This window comes from Oribacterium sp. HCP3S3_B9 (assembly GCF_052064255.1).
Lineage (GTDB): Bacteria > Bacillota > Clostridia > Lachnospirales > Lachnospiraceae > Oribacterium.
In genome coordinates, this window is sequence record NZ_JBQHVY010000009.1 from 1 (window position 1) to 17,254 (window position 17,254).

Consider the following 17,254-nt stretch of genomic DNA (forward strand, 5'->3'; position numbering starts at 1 on the left):
ATCCACCACTGTGAATGCCAGTGGGAAGACTGAGACTAAAATACTCTCGTTTTCCATGATTATGGCATTTTCAAAAGTATCAAACTAGCCGCACTGACACTGAGCGCTTACTAACCTCCTCGTCGTAGACGAGGAGGTTGTTGTTTTATATGGGGCACGGGCGGCGTGAGTCGATATGCCTACTTCACGATTTTTTCGAAATCTGAGGCCGGGTGCTTGCAGATCGGGCAGATGAAATCATCCGGAATCTCTTCGCCGACGTACTCATATCCACAGATACGACAGCGCCATACCGTCTGCCCCTTGTCGGTCTTTCCGACCGCCTGTGGCTTCGGCTTGATGTGATTCTGATAGTACTCGTAGGTCGTGGATGGCGTATCACTCAGCACCGCCATATCCGTGATCTCGCCGATGAACATCGTATGCGAACCGAGATCCACTGTCTTATCGACCGTTACGGAAATGTAGGCATTGGTTCCCTCTGTAATGTAATAGAGGCCATCAGCGCCACGTGCACAGCTGGTGAAATTCGTAAACTTATCGACATCACGACCAGACTGGAAACCGAAGTGCTTGAAGAGTTCGAAATCTGCCTGCTCACTCAGCACGGATACGGTGAACTTCCCGGTCCGTTTGATCATATCATGTGTATAGTTTGCCTTATTCACGCAGATGCTCAGCTGATTTGGCTCCGATGCCGCCTGAATCGCTGTGTTGATAATGCAGCCGTTATCCTTCTCACCGTCACGTGCGGTCAGCACAAACAAACCATAACTTAGCTTATACATCGCCTTCTTATCCATCAGACTTCCTCCTTTTTCATAGAATCAACGAAAATGAATCACGTACGCTATACTTGCTATTAAGAAGCGTTCCTAATAATAAGTATAGACATTTTTCGGATGCTGTCAATCGCGCTATACGGAGGGGATGCTGTGTTTAGTAGTTATTGTTCCGTGTGATCCACAGGAAGGTGCCGGTGAAGAGGATGCCTTTCACGATGGAGGTGCTGGTGAGGGCCCACCAGATGCCGTCGAGGCCGAGCGGGCGGCTCAGGATGATCGCGAGTGGGATGCGGGCGCCGGTGAAGGTGATGCTCAGGATGCTGCACAGGCGTGTCTTTCCGAGGCCGGAGAGGGCACCGACGGTGGTGAGCTCGACGCACATGAAGGCTTCACTGAAGCCGATGATGATGAGGTAGCTGATCGCGGTGGCGATGGCCTGTGGCTCGTGGAAGAAGATGCCGGCGAGCGGTCCCGGGAAGCAGATGAAGATTGCGGTGACGAGCAGACCCCAGAGTCCGACGGTGAGGAGGGAGATGAGGTAGCCCTTCCGGATCCGGTCATGCTTCGCAGCGCCATAATTCTGGGCGACGAAGGCATTGAGCGCGGCGGCGAAGCCGTCTGCTGTGTTCCAGGAGATGGACTCGATCTGTCCGCCGACACGCTGGGTAGCGACGGCTTCTGCACCGTAGCCGGAGACCATGCGGGTGAGGACCATAGAGATCGCGCAGTAGGCCATGCTCTGGAGGGCGGTCGGGACGCCGATCTGGAAGATGCCCTCGAGGATGCTGAGCGGCATCCGGGCGAGGAGACGGGTGCCCTTCAGGATGTTATCCTTATGGCCGCGGAGGACGCCGAGCACCATGATCAGCATGACGATGGCCTGGGCGGTGACGGTCGCGATGGCGGCACCGGTGACGCCGAGACGCGGGAACGGGCCCGGGCCGAGGATCAGCACCGGATCGAGCACCATGTTGATGACGAGGCCGATGAGGTTCGCGATGAACGGGGTCTTCGAGTCACCCTGGGCGGTATAGAGGCCGGTGAGGGTCAGGCTCAGGAAGGAGAAGACCACGAAGCCGCAGGCGATGCGGGTGTAGGAGATCGCGGCGGCGTAGGACTCGGCGTCACTCAGCTGGAAGAAGTTCACGAGCGGGTGCACGAAGGCGACGCAGACGAGCGCATAGAGGAGGCCCATCAGCGTGGACAGCTGTACGGCGGTCTGCGCGTAACGATGCGCGCGGTCATGATCGCCGCGCCCTAAGCATTGAGCCACATGGACCTGACCGCCCATGCGCGCCATGGAGGCGAGGCCCTGGGAGAGCCAGGTGAACATGCCGCCGACACCGACGCCGGCGACCGCCTTCGAGCCGAGCATGCCGATCCAGGCCATATCCGTGATGTTGTACAGGGTGCTGATGAACGACGACGCCATGATCGGAAGCGCGAGCTTCACCAGCGTTTTCATGATCGGACCCTTCGTTAAATTACCATTCATAGTATTTATTCCTTATATATGTACTCTGAGCTAGTATACACGAAAATACGATAAGGTCGAGAGCTTATGTCTGCTATCGGGAAAAGATTATATCTTTTTATGACGAAGCTTACGGTGCAAAAACTGAAACCGCATACCCCTCCGTGAATACGTCCTATGAATTTATATGATACTCATCCACGAAGGTTAGCCTTTACTAATCGTGACGTTGTACTTTATCATATACACAAATTTAGTTTAAAAATGCGTTGTAGCAAGGCCAATCGGCCTTCGGTCTACCCGCTCAGAGAGCTGCCGGCTGGTGCGAGGCAGTGCGGTGTACCGGATGTTTATCCCCTTGCGAGCAGCCGTGCCGAAAAGGGCCCGATAGGGTGCCGTAGGATAGTAAAGTAGGTGCGGACGGCAGGCACCGTTATCAGGGCCAGCGGACTGTTGGGTCTGCACGAAGGGGCTGTCTATCAGAGACAGCAAAAAGAGTGGTACCGCGGAAGGTAAATCGTAACAGCTTTCGTCTCTTACAGGGTCTATGGACTTTGTGGGGGCGGAGGCTTTTCTTTTAACTTTCTCCCGGAAGCGGAGGAAGCGCATCCCCCACAGATTTCGAAACAGAGCAGCGGTGGCGCTGGCGACGCCCAGCCGATCGAGCCCGAGCTGATGCGACCGCGACAGCGAAGCTGATCGGCGATCGAGCCCGATCAGCATCGACGGAGCTCCACCGATGCAACACAGAAAAGCGATGACGCTTTCAGTACTTTCAGAGAAAGGCAGGCACATACTATGGTGACACTGGATAAAATCTATCATGCAAGCTTCGTTTTAAAGGATGTGGCGCGGAAGACGGACCTCATCGCGGCGCCTCGGCTCGTGCCGGACGCGCAGGTCTATCTGAAAACCGAGAACCTGCAGGTAACCGGCAGCTTCAAGGTACGCGGTGCCTACTATAAGATCAGTCAGCTGAGCGAGGAGGAGCGCAGTCACGGTATCGTGGCCTGCAGCGCCGGTAACCACGCGCAGGGCGTCGCGCTCGCAGCGACGAAGATGGGGATCAAGAGCGTCGTCTGTATGCCGGATGGTGCGCCGATCATGAAGGTCGAGAGCACGAAGCGTCTCGGCGCAGAGGTCTGCCTCGTGAAGGGCACCTACGATGATGCCCATGACAAGGCCGTCGAGCTCCAGGAGGAGACGGGCATGACCTTCATCCATCCGTACGACGACGATGCGGTCATCGCGGGCCAGGGCACGATCGGCCTTGAGATCCTCGACCAGCTCGAGGATGTGGACGCGGTGATCGTGCCGATCGGTGGCGGCGGACTGATCTCCGGTGTCGCCTTCGCGATCAAGAGCCTCCGTCCGGAGTGCAAGGTCTATGGTGTGCAGGCGGCCGGTGCGCCGAGCATGTTCAATGCTTACCGCGATCATCAGTGGGAGTCCCTCGACAGCGTCTCGACCTTTGCGGATGGTATCGCCGTGAAGAATCCAGGCGAGACCACCTTCCAGATGGTCGAGAAGTACGTGGACGACGTCGTGACCGTCAGCGAGGATGAGACCGCCGCTGCGATCCTTGCACTGATCGAGAATCAGAAGCTGATCGCCGAGGGTGCCGGTGCCGTGTCGGTCGCTGCCGCGATGTTCGGAAAGCTCCCGATCCAGGGCAAGAAGGTCGTCTGCCTCATCAGTGGCGGCAACATCGACGTGAACATCCTGTCCCGCGTGATCACCCGCGGTCTCGTCATGAGCGGCCGCAACGCGAACCTGATGATCGCGCTCGAGGATAAGCCGGGCCAGCTCCAGCAGGTCAGCGAGATCGTCTCGAAGTGCGGTGCCAATGTCGTTTCCGTGCATCATGACCGCGGCGACACGAACATGGCGATCTCCAGCTGCTTCCTGAAGCTCGGACTCGAGACCCGTGACCGTCAGCAGATCGAGGAGATCCGTGCGGCCCTCACGCAGGCCGGCTTCCGCCTCGTCACGGAGCGCGCCTGATATCGGGGCCAATGCTTCCGATGGGACATCGTCACGATACATAAGAAGCTCAGCGAAGGGCAGCAGCAGAGGGATCCTCCCGGCACAGCCCTTCATGGAAATAAGAGAAGGGAGTGGAGAAGGATGAATCTGCATTATATGAATCAGCGTTTAAGCAGTCTCGTGGTGTTCCGTGAGCTGCTGCAGGATCCGGTGATCGCGGCGTTTCAGCGGATGCTGGCGAGCGCGGAGCTCGACGACGGCGATGCCTTCGCCACGGCCTGTGCGGCGTTCGAGCACCGGCTGTTTGAGAAGACAGAGAACTGGACGGAGTACCTCAGCACTGCGGTGCTGGAGAGTGAGAACATCTGCGTGCGGCGACAGGCCCACGGCGAGCTCAGTGCCGTCCTCAGTGACAGTCTGCAGCGGGAGCTGGCACTGCTGAACGAGCTGTCTGCGCTGACCCTGGAAGAGCTGACGGCCGAGATGAGTGACGCGCCGGACTACTTCGTCGCGTGGGTCACCGAGGCGGGCGCACTGCCGACGGAGTATGCGAAGCGCATGCAGGAGATCAGCACGAGGGGATACGGCATGTTCGCGCGGAACCACGTCTTCGTGGTGGAGGATGGCCGGCTGGTGCCGGTGAAGCATCCGGATCCGCAGCGGCTTTCCGAGCTGCCGGGCTACGAGAAGGAGCGTGAGAAGGTCATCGCGAACACCGAGGCGCTGCTGGATGGACGTCCGGCGAACAACGTGCTGCTGTACGGCGATGCGGGCACCGGCAAGTCGAGTGCCATCAAGGCGATCGCGAACGAGTATGCGGCGCGGGGCCTGCGCCTCGTCGAGGTGAAGAAGAACCAGCTCTACCAGATCCCGGATCTCATGGATCAGCTCTCGGCGAACCCGCTGAAGTTCATCCTGTTTATCGATGACCTCAGCTTCACGACGAACGACGACAACTTCGCCGCGCTGAAGGCCATCCTCGAGGGAAGCGTCGGGGGCCGCGCCGGCAACATCGCGGTTTACGCGACGAGCAACCGGCGGCATCTCATCAAGGAGACGCTCGAGGACCGGCAGGGCAGCGACATTCACGAAAGCGATACGCGTCAGGAGCTGATGAGCCTCGCGGCACGCTTCGGCCTCACGGTGACCTTCGGACAGCCGGACAAGAGCCGCTTCGTGCAGATCGTCACGGATCTCGCCGCACAGTACGGCGTGGAGGACGATCCGGAGAAGCTGATCGTACGGGCGGAGGCCTTCGCGATCCGCGCCGGCGGACGAAGCCCGCGTGTCGCGAAGCAGTTTATCGAGCTGTGTAAGGCAGGTGTTTTAAATTAGGGAGGAAAAGTCATGATTTTAAATGGCTCTCAGATATTTGTAGAAGTGCTGGTGGAGCAGGGCGTCGATACACTGTTCGGTTATCCAGGTGGTGCGGTGCTGAACCTCTACGATGAGCTGTACCGTAACCAGGATCGCATCCACCACATCATGACGGCGCACGAGCAGGGCGCGAGCCACGCGGCGGACGGCTACGCACGGGCGACCGGAAAGACGGGCGTCGTGCTGGCAACCAGCGGTCCGGGTGCGACGAACCTCGTCACCGGCATCGCGACGGCCTACATGGATAACGTGCCGATGGTCGCCTTTACGGGCAATGTCGGCACCGCGGTCTTAGGGCGCGATGCCTTCCAGGAGGCGTATATCGAGGGAATCACGATGCCGATCACGAAGCACAACTACACTGTGCGTCGGGTCGAGGATCTCGCGGATACGATGCGGGAGGCGTTCCGCATCGCGCAGAGTGGGCGTAAGGGACCGGTGCTCGTGGATATCCCGAAGGACATCACGGCGGCGAGCTGTGAGTTTACGCCGAAGAAGCCGGCGGAGATTCCGGTGAATACCGAGGTCGATGCTGAGGATCTCGCCCGGGCTGCGGAGCTCATCAACCAGGCGACGCGTCCAGTGGTCTACTTCGGTGGCGGTGTCGCGGTCAGCGAGGCGAGCTGTCAGGCACTGCGCGATCTCATCGCGAAGGCGGACATGCCGGCGACCTATACGCTGATGGCAGCCGGTGTCCTCAACTACGGGGATAAGCGGAACCTCGGTCTCATCGGGATGCATGGCACCTACACCGCGAACAAGGCGGTCGACCAGGCAGACCTCGTGCTGGCGATCGGTGCCCGTTTCTCGGATCGTGTTGCCCTGAACCCGGAGAAGTTCGCGGCTGGTGCGAAGATCGTGCAGATCGATATCGATGCCAGTGAGGTGGATAAGAACGTCCTCGTCGACGCTTCGGTGGTCGGCGATGCGGCCGTGGTGCTGCAGGCGCTGCTTCCGCTGGTCAATGCTGCCGAGCATCCGGACTGGTTCACCCAGATCGCGGAGTGGCAGGCGGCCGACTATCAGCCGAAGGACAGCGAGACGGTCCTGAAGCCGCATCAGATCATCCGCGAGACCTGCGAGATGACCGGACCGGATACGACCTACGTCACCGATGTCGGTCAGCATCAGATGTGGGCGGCACAGTACGTGCTTCACACGAAGCCACGCGGCTTCCTGACGAGTGGCGGTCTCGGCACCATGGGCTACGGCTACGGTGCGGCGATCGGTGCGCAGGTGGCACTCGGAAACGGGCATCGCGTGATCCACTTCACGGGTGACGGCTCCTTCCATATGAATCTGAACGAGGCGTGTACGGCGGTGAGCTACGAGCTTCCGATCATCACGATCATCTTTAACAACCAGGTGCTCGGGATGGTGCGCCAGTGGCAGACAGCCTTCTACGGCAAGCGCTACTCGAGCACGGATCCGGAGCGGAAGACCGATTATGTAAAGCTCGCCGAGGGCTTCGGCGCGAAGGGCTACCGCTGCGAAACCATGGCGGAGTTCCGTGCAGCCCTGGCAGAAGCATTGACCAACGAAGGCCCGAGCTGGATCGAGTGCCGTATCGATAAGGATGAGAAGGTGCTGCCGATGATTCCGCCGGGAGGCACGGTGCAGGATATCACCATGACGGACGACGAAAGGGGGCAGGCATGATGGAGCATCAGTATAAGTATCCCCGCAGGGTCATCAGCATCCTGGCGGTGAACCGCTACGGTGTGCTGGCGAGAATCTCGAATATGTTTAACCGCCGGAGCTTCAACATCGACAGCATCACGACCTCGGAGACCATGGATCCGGGCATCGCGCGGATCACGATCACGGTCCACGTCGACGAGCAGAAGCTGAAGCAGCTGCTCCTCCAGACGCGGCGGCTCGAGGATGTGCGCGAGGTGTACGAGCTTGCGACGGCGAGTGTGCAGCGGGAGCTCCTGCTTATCAAGGTCCGTGCGGATAAGGATAATCTGCCGAGCCTCCGCGACATCGCTGGGGTCTACAAGGCGAAGATCATCGACCTCTCCCCGGACAGCCTCGTCATGGAGCTCACCGGTAAGCCGGAGAAGGTCGAGGGCTTCCTCAACATGATGCGGAACTACGAGGTGCTCGAGATGTGCCGGACCGGCATCACCGCACTCGAGCGCGGCACGGATCACATCTTCGGGGACGAGGAGAATTAAGAAGTGCATCGATGAGCCGGCTCGAGGCGCAGAAGCGCTGGAGCCGGGGATGAAAGGCCAGACGATGATCGAAGCGGTCGGAGGCATTGGCCGAAAATACGTCAGTAAAAGCAGTCTTCGCGGCTTTTCAGCGAAAGTGTAGGAGTTTGCATCAAGCAAACTCCGGAACGACCTCCAGCAGAGCTGTGCTCTGCTCCCCGAAGGGGCTAAAGTCGGGCTTCATCAGCCCGAGTTTAGGGCGCGGAGTCGATGGCTTTTATGAATAAAAACTGTTAACCAGCATTTAGAACAGGAAAAGAGAAAAGGAGAAAAAGAAATGGCGATCAAGAAGTACTATGATTCAGATTGTAACCTCGGTGTACTGGATGGAAAGACTGTCGCGGTCATCGGCTTCGGCTCACAGGGCCATGCGCATTCCGAGAACCTCGCAGAGAGCGGCGTGAATGTCGTGGTCGGTCTTCGTAAGGGCTCCGGTCACTGGGAGAAGGCGGCGAAGTTCGCTGAGACCTGCCCGAACTTCCATGTGATGGAGGTCGAGGAGGCAGCCAAGGCCGGCGATATCGTCATGATGCTCGTGCCGGATGAGCTCTGCGCAGATATCTACAACAAGCAGGTCGCTCCGTACATGACCGAGGGCAAGACCCTGGCCTTCGCGCACGGCTTCAACATCCACTTCAAGACCATCGTGCCGCCGAAGAACGTCGACGTCATCATGATCGCACCGAAGGGACCTGGTCACACCGTTCGCAGCCAGTATGTCGAGGGGAAGGGCGTTCCGAGCCTGATCTGTATCGAGCAGGATTTCACCGGCAAGGCGAAGGACACCGCACTTGCTTACGCTTCCGGCATCGGCGCTGGTCGTGCGGGTATCCTCGAGACCACCTTCAAGGAGGAGACCGAGACGGATCTCTTCGGAGAGCAGGCGGTTCTCTGTGGTGGTGTCTGTGAGCTCATCCACGCGGGCTTCGATACACTCGTTGAGGCTGGCTATGCGCCGGAGATGGCGTACTTCGAGACCTGCCATGAGATGAAGCTGATCGTCGACCTCATCAACGAGGGCGGCTTCTCCAAGATGCGTTACTCGATCTCCAACACCGCGGAGTACGGCGACTACCGCACCGGTAAGCGTCTCATCACTGAGGAGACCCGTAAGGAGATGAAGAAAGTCCTCACCGAGATCCAGGATGGTACCTTCGCAAGTGAGTTCCTCACGGAGATGAATCCAAACGGCGGCCGCAAGGTACACTTCCTCGCAAAGCGTCGTATGGAAGCAGATCTTCTCATCGAGAAGGTCGGCGCAGAGCTCCGTCAGATGATGAGCTGGCTGAAGAAGTAAACAACATATCGACAGCCCCTCCGGGGGCCGTTTTTGTATCATAGTATAGGCGATGATGATTTTTATCACGCCAAATGTTTTTCAGAGACACCTGTGCCGGGCGTCTCTTTTTGTTTGCCTGCCCACCCCGAGCTACACGCTTTATTCATTTACATTTTGAACCCGCCCCATGCAGGCAAACAAAAATTTGACGCCGTCGCACGTGGAAAGACGTTGCCTTTTTATGGATTGATTGCCTCTCGTATCTGACGCTGCCGCGCGAGAATGTTGATCGATGATTCGCTAACTATTGCGCGCGGCCCGGAAATTTATATGACTGAACCGGTTGAAATCAGGGGGAATGGATGGGACTATCCAATAATGGCCAGATTTCGTAATCGTGGATATTTTCAACATATGTTGTCTCTTTTGCGTGTGAGGTAAAAATATCCACGATTTCAAAATAAGGCAGTTATTGGATGATTTTTCGGAAAATCAGACATACGCATATATGCGTACTATCGGATATTCTTTGTTTTTAAATATAGTGGATATGCATTTTCATGACTTAGAGAAGAATTTCTTTAAACGTATATCCAATAATCGGTCTTTTTTTAAAAGCTGGATACTGGGGGCATGGGGCGCTCTTATAAAAATAGGTGTTTAATATCCAATATTTATGAAATCACCTTAGATTGGATAGTTTTCGCTCCCCTCCGACTTTTTAGGATCAAAAACATGTCCAATATTTTCAAAATCAAATCAAATTAGATATGATGGGGTATCTGTGCCGAAGGCGTACAGGATGGCAGGAATGCGGATCCGGCTGATGTCTTCCGGCGCAGTCTGAGCCGAAGGCGAATAGGACGGCGACGTCTCAGGGTTTGCCTGCATGGGGTGGGGCCAATATGCAAAAGGATAGAGGCTGTTCATGGGGCGGGCAGGCAAACCCAGAGACGGCCGGGGGCAGGATAACTCTTGGAAATCAGACGGGCGTCGAAGTCGATTGCTGAACGTTTATGTCGAAGACCGTTGAATGATTACTTGATTTATCTCTTTCGGTACGTCCGCGGGGTCATCTGGAAGTGGGCCTTGAAGGCGCGGTTGAAGTAGGAGAGGTTTGCGAAGCCGGACGCGGTTGCGATGGCGAGGATGCTGGCGTCGGTGGTGCGGAGGGCGTCGGCGGCGAGGTTCAGACGGTAGTCGTTCAGGAAGGCGATGAAGCTCTGACCGGTCATCTGGCGGAACCAGCGCATGAAGTGGCTGCTGCTGAAGGAGCAGACCGCGGCGGCGTCTTCGACACGCAGGGCTTCGGTGTAGTGGGCTGCGAGCCACTGCAGGATCGTCTTTAAGCGCAGGGTATCGGCGGTTTCCGCCGGGAGCCTGGTTTGCTCCTCCCGGATCAGGATGGCGAGAAAGTGGAGGAGATCCGCCTTGATGATGAGCTCGTAGCCGCTGAAGCGGGTGCGGTTCACCTCCTCGATTTCACGTAGGCAGGCTGCGGCGCTCCGGTAGGAGGGATCCCCCTTCGCGAGATGCGCTGGAAGCGGCAGGCGACCGCTCTCGAGCGGCAGCAGGTACTTCTCCGCGCAGAGATCATCCGTGCCACCGAGAAGCTCGAGATCGAAGATGATATTTTCGTACTCCATCGTCTGGCCGCCAGCCTGGCGAAGTGCGTGCAGCGTCCCTGGCACGAACACGAAGATGTCCCCCATCTGCGCCGGAAAGCTCGCCGTACCGACCTGGATGATCCCCTCGCCCCGCTTCACAAACACCAGCTCCATATTCTCGTGCCAGTGCAGCGCCACCTGCGGAAAATCCCCCGGAATCGTACAAGGATATATATTGAAGGGAAAACGCAGCGCACCATGCTGCTTCGTCTCCTGAAGGGATGCCTGATTCTTCATTGTTTGCTCCTAACATCGGTAGATTTCTACAGTGAAGTCAGGAGGGAGTCCGGAGGACCGGCAACAGAAACCATACGAAGCGGTCGTGAAGAATCAAGCCGGGTTCCCTTAGCGGCACTTGGTGTTATCTCTCCTTGGAACCCTCTGTCAACGCTGAGTTTTCATCAAGAAAACTCAGCGATTGCAGAGGGCCTAGTGCCGCTTAGGGGTCCCGGCTTAGAGTCTTCCGAGCGCGCAGTACTGTGTTTCTGTTGCCGGTCCTCCGGCCCCCTGCTGGCTCGATGATAGAATCGTACCATAATTTGAGAATATCTGGCAAGTAAATGATTGTTTTATGTGATATATCTTGATATAGATAGAGAATCAGACATCCGCTTAAAGGAGGATCTTATGAATATTACAGAGACGTTAGAGAAGCTGAGTGGTAAGTCACTGAAGGACTGCAGCGATCAGGAGCTGTATCTCGCGCTGCTGGAGCTGGTGCGGGCGAAGAGTGCGGAGCGTGTAAAGCCGGTGCATGGCCGGAAGCTCTACTATATCAGTGCGGAGTTCCTGATCGGAAAGCTCCTGTCAAATAACCTCATCAACCTCGGGCTGTATGATGAGGTACGTGACGCGCTGGCAGCCGCAGGGAAGAAGCTGTCCGACATCGAGGAGGTCGAGCCGGAGCCTTCCCTCGGCAACGGCGGTCTCGGCCGTCTCGCCGCCTGCTTCCTGGATTCGCTTGCGACACTGAACCTGCCGGGTGACGGCATTGGCCTCCGGTACCATTTCGGCCTGTTCCACCAGTCCTTCGAGAACGATATCCAGAACGAAAAGCCGGACCCATGGCTGACTGCGCACAGCTGGGCGGAGAAAACCGACGTGACCTACCCGGTGGAGCTCGCGGGGAAGTCCTATACCGCGCGTCTCTATAAGCTCGCCGTGACCGGCTACGAGGGCCGCACGAACACACTGAACCTCTTCGACCTCGATACCATCGACGAGGGGATCGTCCATGACGGCATCGCCTTCGATAAGACCGCTATCGATAAGAACCTGACGCTGTTCCTCTATCCGGACGATTCCGACGAGGCGGGTCGTCGTCTCCGTATCTACCAGCAGTATCTGATGGTGTCCGCCGGCGCGCAGCTGATCCTCGCAGAGTGTGTGGCCCGTGGCTGTGACTACCATGATCTCGCGGACTACGCGGCGATTCAGATCAACGACACGCACCCTAGCATGGTCATCCCGGAGCTCATCCGCCTGCTCGGCGAGCATGGCATCGACTTCGAGGAGGCCGTGGAGATCGTTACGAAGACCTGCGCCTATACGAACCACACGATCCTCGCAGAGGCCCTCGAGAAGTGGCCGCGCGCGTACCTCGACGCGGTCGTTCCGCAGCTGATGCCGATCATCGAGAAGCTGGATGCGCTGGCACGGACCCGCTCGGAGGATGCGTCGCTCGCGATCATCGACGCGGACGATGTCGTCCACATGGCGCATATGGACATCCATTTCACGCATTCCACGAACGGTGTCGCAACGCTGCATACGGAGATCCTGAAGAACACCGAGCTCCATAACTTCTACGAGCTCTACCCGGAGAAGTTTAATAATAAGACAAACGGCATCACCTTCCGCCGCTGGCTGCTGGAGTGCGATCCGCGCCTCACCGCGGTGCTGGAGAAGCACATCGGTACGGGCTTCCGCAAGGATGCGTCCGAGCTCGAGAAGCTGCTTCACTTCGCAGATGACGCAGCGGTGCTCGAGGAGCTCCGCGAAGTGAAGACAGAAAATAAGGAAGCATTGGCCGACTGGCTCCACCGGACCCAGGGCGTGACGGTGAACACGGACGCGATGTTCGACATCCAGTCGAAGCGTCTCCACGAGTACAAGCGGCAGCAGCTGAACCTGCTCTACCTCATCCACCAGTACCACGAGATCAAGGCGGGGCATCTGCCGGCGACCCCGCTCGTCAGCATCTTCGGCGCGAAGGCGGCGCCGGCCTACATCATCGCGAAGGACATCATCCATGCGCTGCTCGTGCTGTCGAAGGTGATCGCGGCAGATCCGGTCGTGTCGAAGTGGCTGCAGCTCGTCTTCATCGAGAACTACAACGTGACCGCGGCGGAGAAACTGATTCCGGCCTGTGATCTCTCGGAGCAGATCAGTCTCGCGTCGAAGGAGGCCTCCGGCACCGGCAATATGAAGTTCATGCTGAACGGCGCGCTCACGCTCGGGACGATGGACGGCGCGAACGTCGAGATCGCGCAGCAGGTGGGCGAGGACAATGTCTACATCTTCGGCCAGACCTCCGATCAGGTCATCCACCGCTACGCTGCAGGGGACTACATCGCAGAGCAGTGGTATGAGGGCGATCCGAACCTCCGCCGGGCGATCGATTTCCTGACCGGCCCGGAGATGCTGGCGGCCGGCCATGCAGAGAACCTCTGCCGTCTGCACGACGAGCTCATCCATAAGGACTGGTTCCAGACGCTTCCGGATTTCAATGCTTACATCGTGCGCAAGAACCAGGCGCTCAGCGACTACGCCTGCGATCCGCAGGGCTGGCGCCGCAAGTGCCTCGTGAACATCGCGAAGGCCGGCCTGTTCTCCTCGGATCGGACGATCGCGGAGTACGATCGTGACATCTGGCAGCTCGGAAAGTGATGTGAGGGGCGATATACGATTCCCAGGCACCGCCGCTGCATAGCTGTGGAACGGGTGCAACGGTCGGGCATAATTCAAAATGGCAGGGACCTTTCGGGGCCCCTGCCATTTTGAATAAAAAATATAATATTTATTTTTAAAAAGTATTGCACTATTTGGTGAAAAGTGTTAAATATATGTTATCGGAAACGTTACCGGTAACGTTAACGGAAACATACCGGAGAACGCGAGAGCGAATCGCCTGGTCAATCTGCACAAAATGCTTCAGGGCAGAACGTGCGGAAGAGCTCAGGTGACACACATCATAATCGAGGCAGCGATGGGCGCGGCTTCGAGCTTGCCCGAAGGGCAGAGAGGATATGTTATGAAGAAGATGAGACGTTTCACAGCACTGGGTCTGACCGCTGCGATGGCAGTGACAGCGCTGGCAGGTTGTGGTGGTTCGAACACCGCGAGCACGACGGCAGCTGCGACGGAGGCAGCGAAGACCGAGGCAGCAACCGAGGCAGCCGCACCAGCAGAGCAGACAGCAAGCGGTGGTAAGGTTTACTACCTCAACTTCAAGCCGGAGCAGGCAGATCAGTGGGTAGACCTCGCAAAGAAGTATACCGATGAGACAGGTGTAGAGGTTCATGTACAGACCGCAGCGTCCGGAACCTACGAGCAGACACTGAAGTCCGAGATGGCGAAGTCTGAGGCTCCGACCCTTTTCCAGGTCAACGGTCCGGTCGGTCTCGCAACATGGGATGACTACTGCATGGATCTCAAGGATACCGATGTATTCAAGGATCTCGAGAGTGAGGATTACGCTCTGAAGAACAGAGACGGCGTCGTAAAGGGTATCGCCTACGTTATCGAGACCTACGGCATCATCTATAATAAGAAGATCCTCAATGACTACATCGCACTCGATGGTGCGAAGATCAGCGATATCTCTGAGCTGAACAGCTTCGATAAGCTGAAGGAAGTCGCAGACGATATGCAGGCGAAGAAGGATGAGCTCGGTATCGAGGGCGCATTCACATCCGCAGGCTTCGATTCCTCCTCTGACTGGCGTTTCAAGACCCACCTCGCAAACCTGCCGATCTACTACGAGTACAAGGATGACAACATCGGCTCCACCGATGCCATCAAGGGAACCTACCTCGACAACTTCAAGAACGTATTTGATCTTTACATCACAGATTCCACCACAGAGCCTTCACTTCTCTCTGGTAAGACCGGTGATGATGCCGCTTCTGAGTTCGCACTCGGCGAGGCTGCATTCTATCAGAATGGTACATGGGCATACAACGACATCAAGGGCAACGAGGTTGCAGACGAGGATCTCGGCATCCTTCCGATCTACTTCGGTGTAGACGATGCAAGCCAGGGTACCTGCACAGGTTCCGAGAACTTCTGGTGCGTAAACGATAAGGCAAGCGATGCAGATAAGCAGGCAACCCTCGATTTCCTGAAGTGGGTTGTAGAGTCTGACGCAGGTCGTGAGTCCCTTTCCAAGGAGATGGGCTTCGTCACTCCGTTCTCTACCTTCGCTGATTACCTTCCGGCAAACCCACTCGTTGTTGCAGCGAATGAGTTCAACAAGGATAAGACCCCTGTATCATGGAACTTTACCACGATGCCGAGTGAGCAGTGGAAGAACGTACTTGGTTCTGCAATGCTTGAGTATGCACAGGGTACCGGCGACTGGGATGCAGTAAAGACCGCATTCGTCGACAACTGGGCAACGGAGTACAAGAACGCAAATTCATAATTTAAAACGAAACAGCTGATCCGGTAAGATTCGTAGCTGTGGTCTCCGGCAGATTGATCTGCCGGAGATTTTTTTAGAAAAGGGGTTCAACATGGAAAAAGCGATCAAACGTTATATGCCGATCTTCGTGCTGCCGACGCTGGCGGCCTTCACGGTCGGCTTCATCGCACCGTTTCTCGTCGGCATCTGGCTGTCGTTCTGTAAGTTCACAACCATCACCGATGCGAAATTCGTCGGTTTTATCAACTACGCAAAGGTCTTCGGCGACGCGACCTTCGTGCACTCTCTGTGGTACACCACACTGTTCACGATCGTGACGGTCATCCTCATCAACTTCCTCGCCTTCGCCGTAGCGATGGCGCTGACCGCGAAAATCAAGGGCAATTACTTATTCCGTACGATTTTCTTCATGCCGAACCTGATCGGCGGTATCGTCCTCGGTTACATCTGGAGCCTGCTTCTCAATGGTATCCTCGCGATCTGGATGCGTACCCTGACCTACAGCGCGACCTACGGCTTTTGGGGCCTTGTCATCCTGATGCTCTGGCAGCAGGTCGGCTACATGATGATCATCTACATCGCCGGTATCCAGAATATCCCGAGTGACCTCCTCGAGGCTGCCCGTATCGATGGCGCGAACAAGTGGCAGGAGCTCCGCTACGTGATCCTGCCGATGCTGATGCCATCCATCACTGTCTGCACCTTCCTGACACTGACGAACGGCTTCAAGCTCTTCGATCAGAACTTGGCGCTCACAAACGGTGAGCCGTCTCAGAAATCCGAGATGCTCGCCATGAACATCTATACCACCTTCTATGGTCGAAACGGCTGGGAGGGTGTCGGCCAGGCGAAAGCCGTCATTTTCTTCATCATCGTCGGCGCAGTGGCACTGACCCAGAATTATCTGTCCCGTCGGAAGGAGGTCGAGCAGTAATATGAAGAACAAGAAATTAAGTACCTTTTTAACGGTATTCTTCAGTATCCTTTCTGTATTTTACGTATATCCGATCCTGCTGGTGCTGTTGAACTCCTTCAAGAAGAAGGCGTATATCTCGAAGAAGCCGTTCGCACTTCCGAACGCGAAGTCCTTCGTCGGCTTCGACAACTACATCTCTGGTATCCAGAAGACCGGCCTCATCCAGGCAGCGTTTGTGTCCCTCTTCGTGACGGTGCTTGCGGTTGCCGTCATCGTCCTCTGCACCTCGATGTGCGCATGGTACATCACGCGTGTGCATTCGAAGTTCACGGCTGGCATGTACTTCCTCTGCCTCTTCTCGATGATCGTGCCGTTCCAGATGGTTATGTTCCCGCTCAGTAAGATCGCGAACATGCTGAAGCTGTCCAATCCGCTCGGCCTCGTATTTATCTACCTCGGCTTCGGTGCCGGCCTCGCGGTCTTCATGTTTACGGGCTTCGTCAAGTCCCTGCCGCTCGCGATCGAGGAGGCCGCGATGATCGACGGCTGCACACCGCTTCAGACCTTCTTCTATGTGGTGATGCCGATCATGAAGCCGACCTGCATCACGGTCGCGATCCTCGAGACCATGTGGGTATGGAACGACTACCTGCTTCCGTCCCTCGTCCTCGACCTCAAGAAGTGGAAGACCATCCCGATCGCTGTACAGTACCTGAAGGGCGGCTATGGCTCCGTCGATATGGGCGCTATGATGGGAGTCCTGGTGCTGTCGATCATTCCGATCATCATCTTCTATGCATGCTGCCAGAAGTACATCATCGAGGGTGTCGTAGCGGGTGCTGTCAAGGGTTGATCATGCCGTGCATCTGTGGCGCGGTAATGGAATGCATGAACGGTGGAGCCCCT

The 17,254-nt window shown here is 56.8% G+C and carries 12 protein-coding genes; 9 read left to right on the forward strand and 3 right to left on the reverse strand.

The genetic code is table 11. From position 1 onward, the window contains the following. Window positions 1-179: 179 nt before the first annotated feature. Together ACTNC3_RS06100 and ACTNC3_RS06105 are read right to left on the reverse strand one after the other, a co-directional pair. Window positions 180-803: a flavin reductase gene (locus ACTNC3_RS06100; RefSeq protein ID WP_441226816.1), complete on the reverse strand. Its 624-nt coding sequence runs from the start codon at window positions 801-803 to the stop codon at window positions 180-182. A gap of 136 nt (window positions 804-939) precedes the next feature. Next, window positions 940-2,280 (reverse strand): MATE family efflux transporter, encoded by a 1,341-nt coding sequence (locus tag ACTNC3_RS06105; protein WP_441226817.1) that lies wholly within the window; start codon window positions 2,278-2,280, stop codon window positions 940-942. A gap of 777 nt (window positions 2,281-3,057) precedes the next feature. Here ACTNC3_RS06105 and ilvA point away from each other — a divergent pair. From ilvA to ilvC, 5 genes are all read left to right on the forward strand, one after another. Next, window positions 3,058-4,263, forward strand: a complete 1,206-nt coding sequence (gene ilvA / locus ACTNC3_RS06110) for a threonine ammonia-lyase (RefSeq protein ID WP_441226818.1) — start codon at window positions 3,058-3,060, stop codon at window positions 4,261-4,263. A gap of 138 nt (window positions 4,264-4,401) precedes the next feature. Then, a complete protein-coding gene (locus tag ACTNC3_RS06115) occupies window positions 4,402-5,580 on the forward strand; it encodes an ATP-binding protein (RefSeq protein WP_441226819.1) in 1,179 nt (392 codons plus the stop codon). A gap of 12 nt (window positions 5,581-5,592) precedes the next feature. After that, on the forward strand, window positions 5,593-7,281 hold the full coding sequence (ilvB, locus tag ACTNC3_RS06120) for a biosynthetic-type acetolactate synthase large subunit (RefSeq protein ID WP_441226820.1): 1,689 nt from the start codon (window positions 5,593-5,595) through the stop codon (window positions 7,279-7,281). Beyond that, window positions 7,278-7,802, forward strand: a complete 525-nt coding sequence (gene ilvN, locus ACTNC3_RS06125) for an acetolactate synthase small subunit (RefSeq protein ID WP_410043520.1) — start codon at window positions 7,278-7,280, stop codon at window positions 7,800-7,802. Before ilvB ends, ilvN begins: the two co-directional genes overlap by 4 nt. Before the next feature lie 316 nt (window positions 7,803-8,118). Next, complete coding sequence (gene ilvC, locus ACTNC3_RS06130) at window positions 8,119-9,138, forward strand: ketol-acid reductoisomerase (RefSeq protein WP_410043521.1); 1,020 nt, start codon at window positions 8,119-8,121, stop codon at window positions 9,136-9,138. A 1,028-nt stretch (window positions 9,139-10,166) separates the two neighbouring features. Here ilvC and ACTNC3_RS06135 read toward each other — a convergent pair. Beyond that, window positions 10,167-11,024 carry an AraC family transcriptional regulator gene (locus tag ACTNC3_RS06135; RefSeq protein ID WP_441226821.1) on the reverse strand — a complete coding sequence of 286 codons (858 nt, stop codon included), beginning with the start codon at window positions 11,022-11,024 and terminating at the stop codon, window positions 10,167-10,169. Between the two features lie 390 nt (window positions 11,025-11,414). Here ACTNC3_RS06135 and glgP point away from each other — a divergent pair, with 390 nt between their 5' ends. The 4 genes from glgP (at window position 11,415) to ACTNC3_RS06155 (ending at window position 17,201) form a co-directional block, all read left to right on the forward strand. Further along, a complete protein-coding gene (gene glgP, locus ACTNC3_RS06140; protein WP_441226822.1) occupies window positions 11,415-13,676 on the forward strand; it encodes a glycogen/starch/alpha-glucan family phosphorylase in 2,262 nt (753 codons plus the stop codon). A gap of 364 nt (window positions 13,677-14,040) precedes the next feature. Beyond that, window positions 14,041-15,432, forward strand: a complete 1,392-nt coding sequence (locus ACTNC3_RS06145) for an ABC transporter substrate-binding protein (RefSeq protein WP_410043525.1) — start codon at window positions 14,041-14,043, stop codon at window positions 15,430-15,432. Between the two features lie 91 nt (window positions 15,433-15,523). Further along, window positions 15,524-16,366: a carbohydrate ABC transporter permease gene (locus ACTNC3_RS06150; protein ID WP_410043526.1), complete on the forward strand. Its 843-nt coding sequence runs from the start codon at window positions 15,524-15,526 to the stop codon at window positions 16,364-16,366. Between the two features lies 1 nt (window position 16,367). Beyond that, the gene (locus tag ACTNC3_RS06155) at window positions 16,368-17,201 is read left to right on the forward strand and encodes a carbohydrate ABC transporter permease (protein WP_410043527.1); all 834 of its coding nucleotides are present in this window, start codon (window positions 16,368-16,370) and stop codon (window positions 17,199-17,201) included. The last annotated feature ends 53 nt before the right edge of the window (window positions 17,202-17,254 follow it).

Bases quoted from the DNA above. Each gene is read 5' to 3' on its own strand.
- ilvC (WP_410043521.1), top strand. From the start codon at position 8,119: ATGGCGATCAAGAAGTACTATGATTCAGATTGTAACCTCGGTGTACTG.
- ACTNC3_RS06145 (WP_410043525.1), top strand. From the start codon at position 14,041: ATGAAGAAGATGAGACGTTTCACAGCACTGGGTCTGACCGCTGCGATG.
- ACTNC3_RS06100 (WP_441226816.1), bottom strand. From the start codon at position 803: ATGGATAAGAAGGCGATGTATAAGCTAAGTTATGGTTTGTTTGTGCTG.
- glgP (WP_441226822.1), top strand. From the start codon at position 11,415: ATGAATATTACAGAGACGTTAGAGAAGCTGAGTGGTAAGTCACTGAAG.
- ACTNC3_RS06135 (WP_441226821.1), bottom strand. From the start codon at position 11,024: ATGAAGAATCAGGCATCCCTTCAGGAGACGAAGCAGCATGGTGCGCTG.
- ACTNC3_RS06105 (WP_441226817.1), bottom strand. From the start codon at position 2,280: ATGAATGGTAATTTAACGAAGGGTCCGATCATGAAAACGCTGGTGAAG.
- ACTNC3_RS06155 (WP_410043527.1), top strand. From the start codon at position 16,368: ATGAAGAACAAGAAATTAAGTACCTTTTTAACGGTATTCTTCAGTATC.
- ACTNC3_RS06115 (WP_441226819.1), top strand. From the start codon at position 4,402: ATGAATCAGCGTTTAAGCAGTCTCGTGGTGTTCCGTGAGCTGCTGCAG.
- ilvB (WP_441226820.1), top strand. From the start codon at position 5,593: ATGATTTTAAATGGCTCTCAGATATTTGTAGAAGTGCTGGTGGAGCAG.
- ilvA (WP_441226818.1), top strand. From the start codon at position 3,058: ATGGTGACACTGGATAAAATCTATCATGCAAGCTTCGTTTTAAAGGAT.
- ACTNC3_RS06150 (WP_410043526.1), top strand. From the start codon at position 15,524: ATGGAAAAAGCGATCAAACGTTATATGCCGATCTTCGTGCTGCCGACG.
- ilvN (WP_410043520.1), top strand. From the start codon at position 7,278: ATGATGGAGCATCAGTATAAGTATCCCCGCAGGGTCATCAGCATCCTG.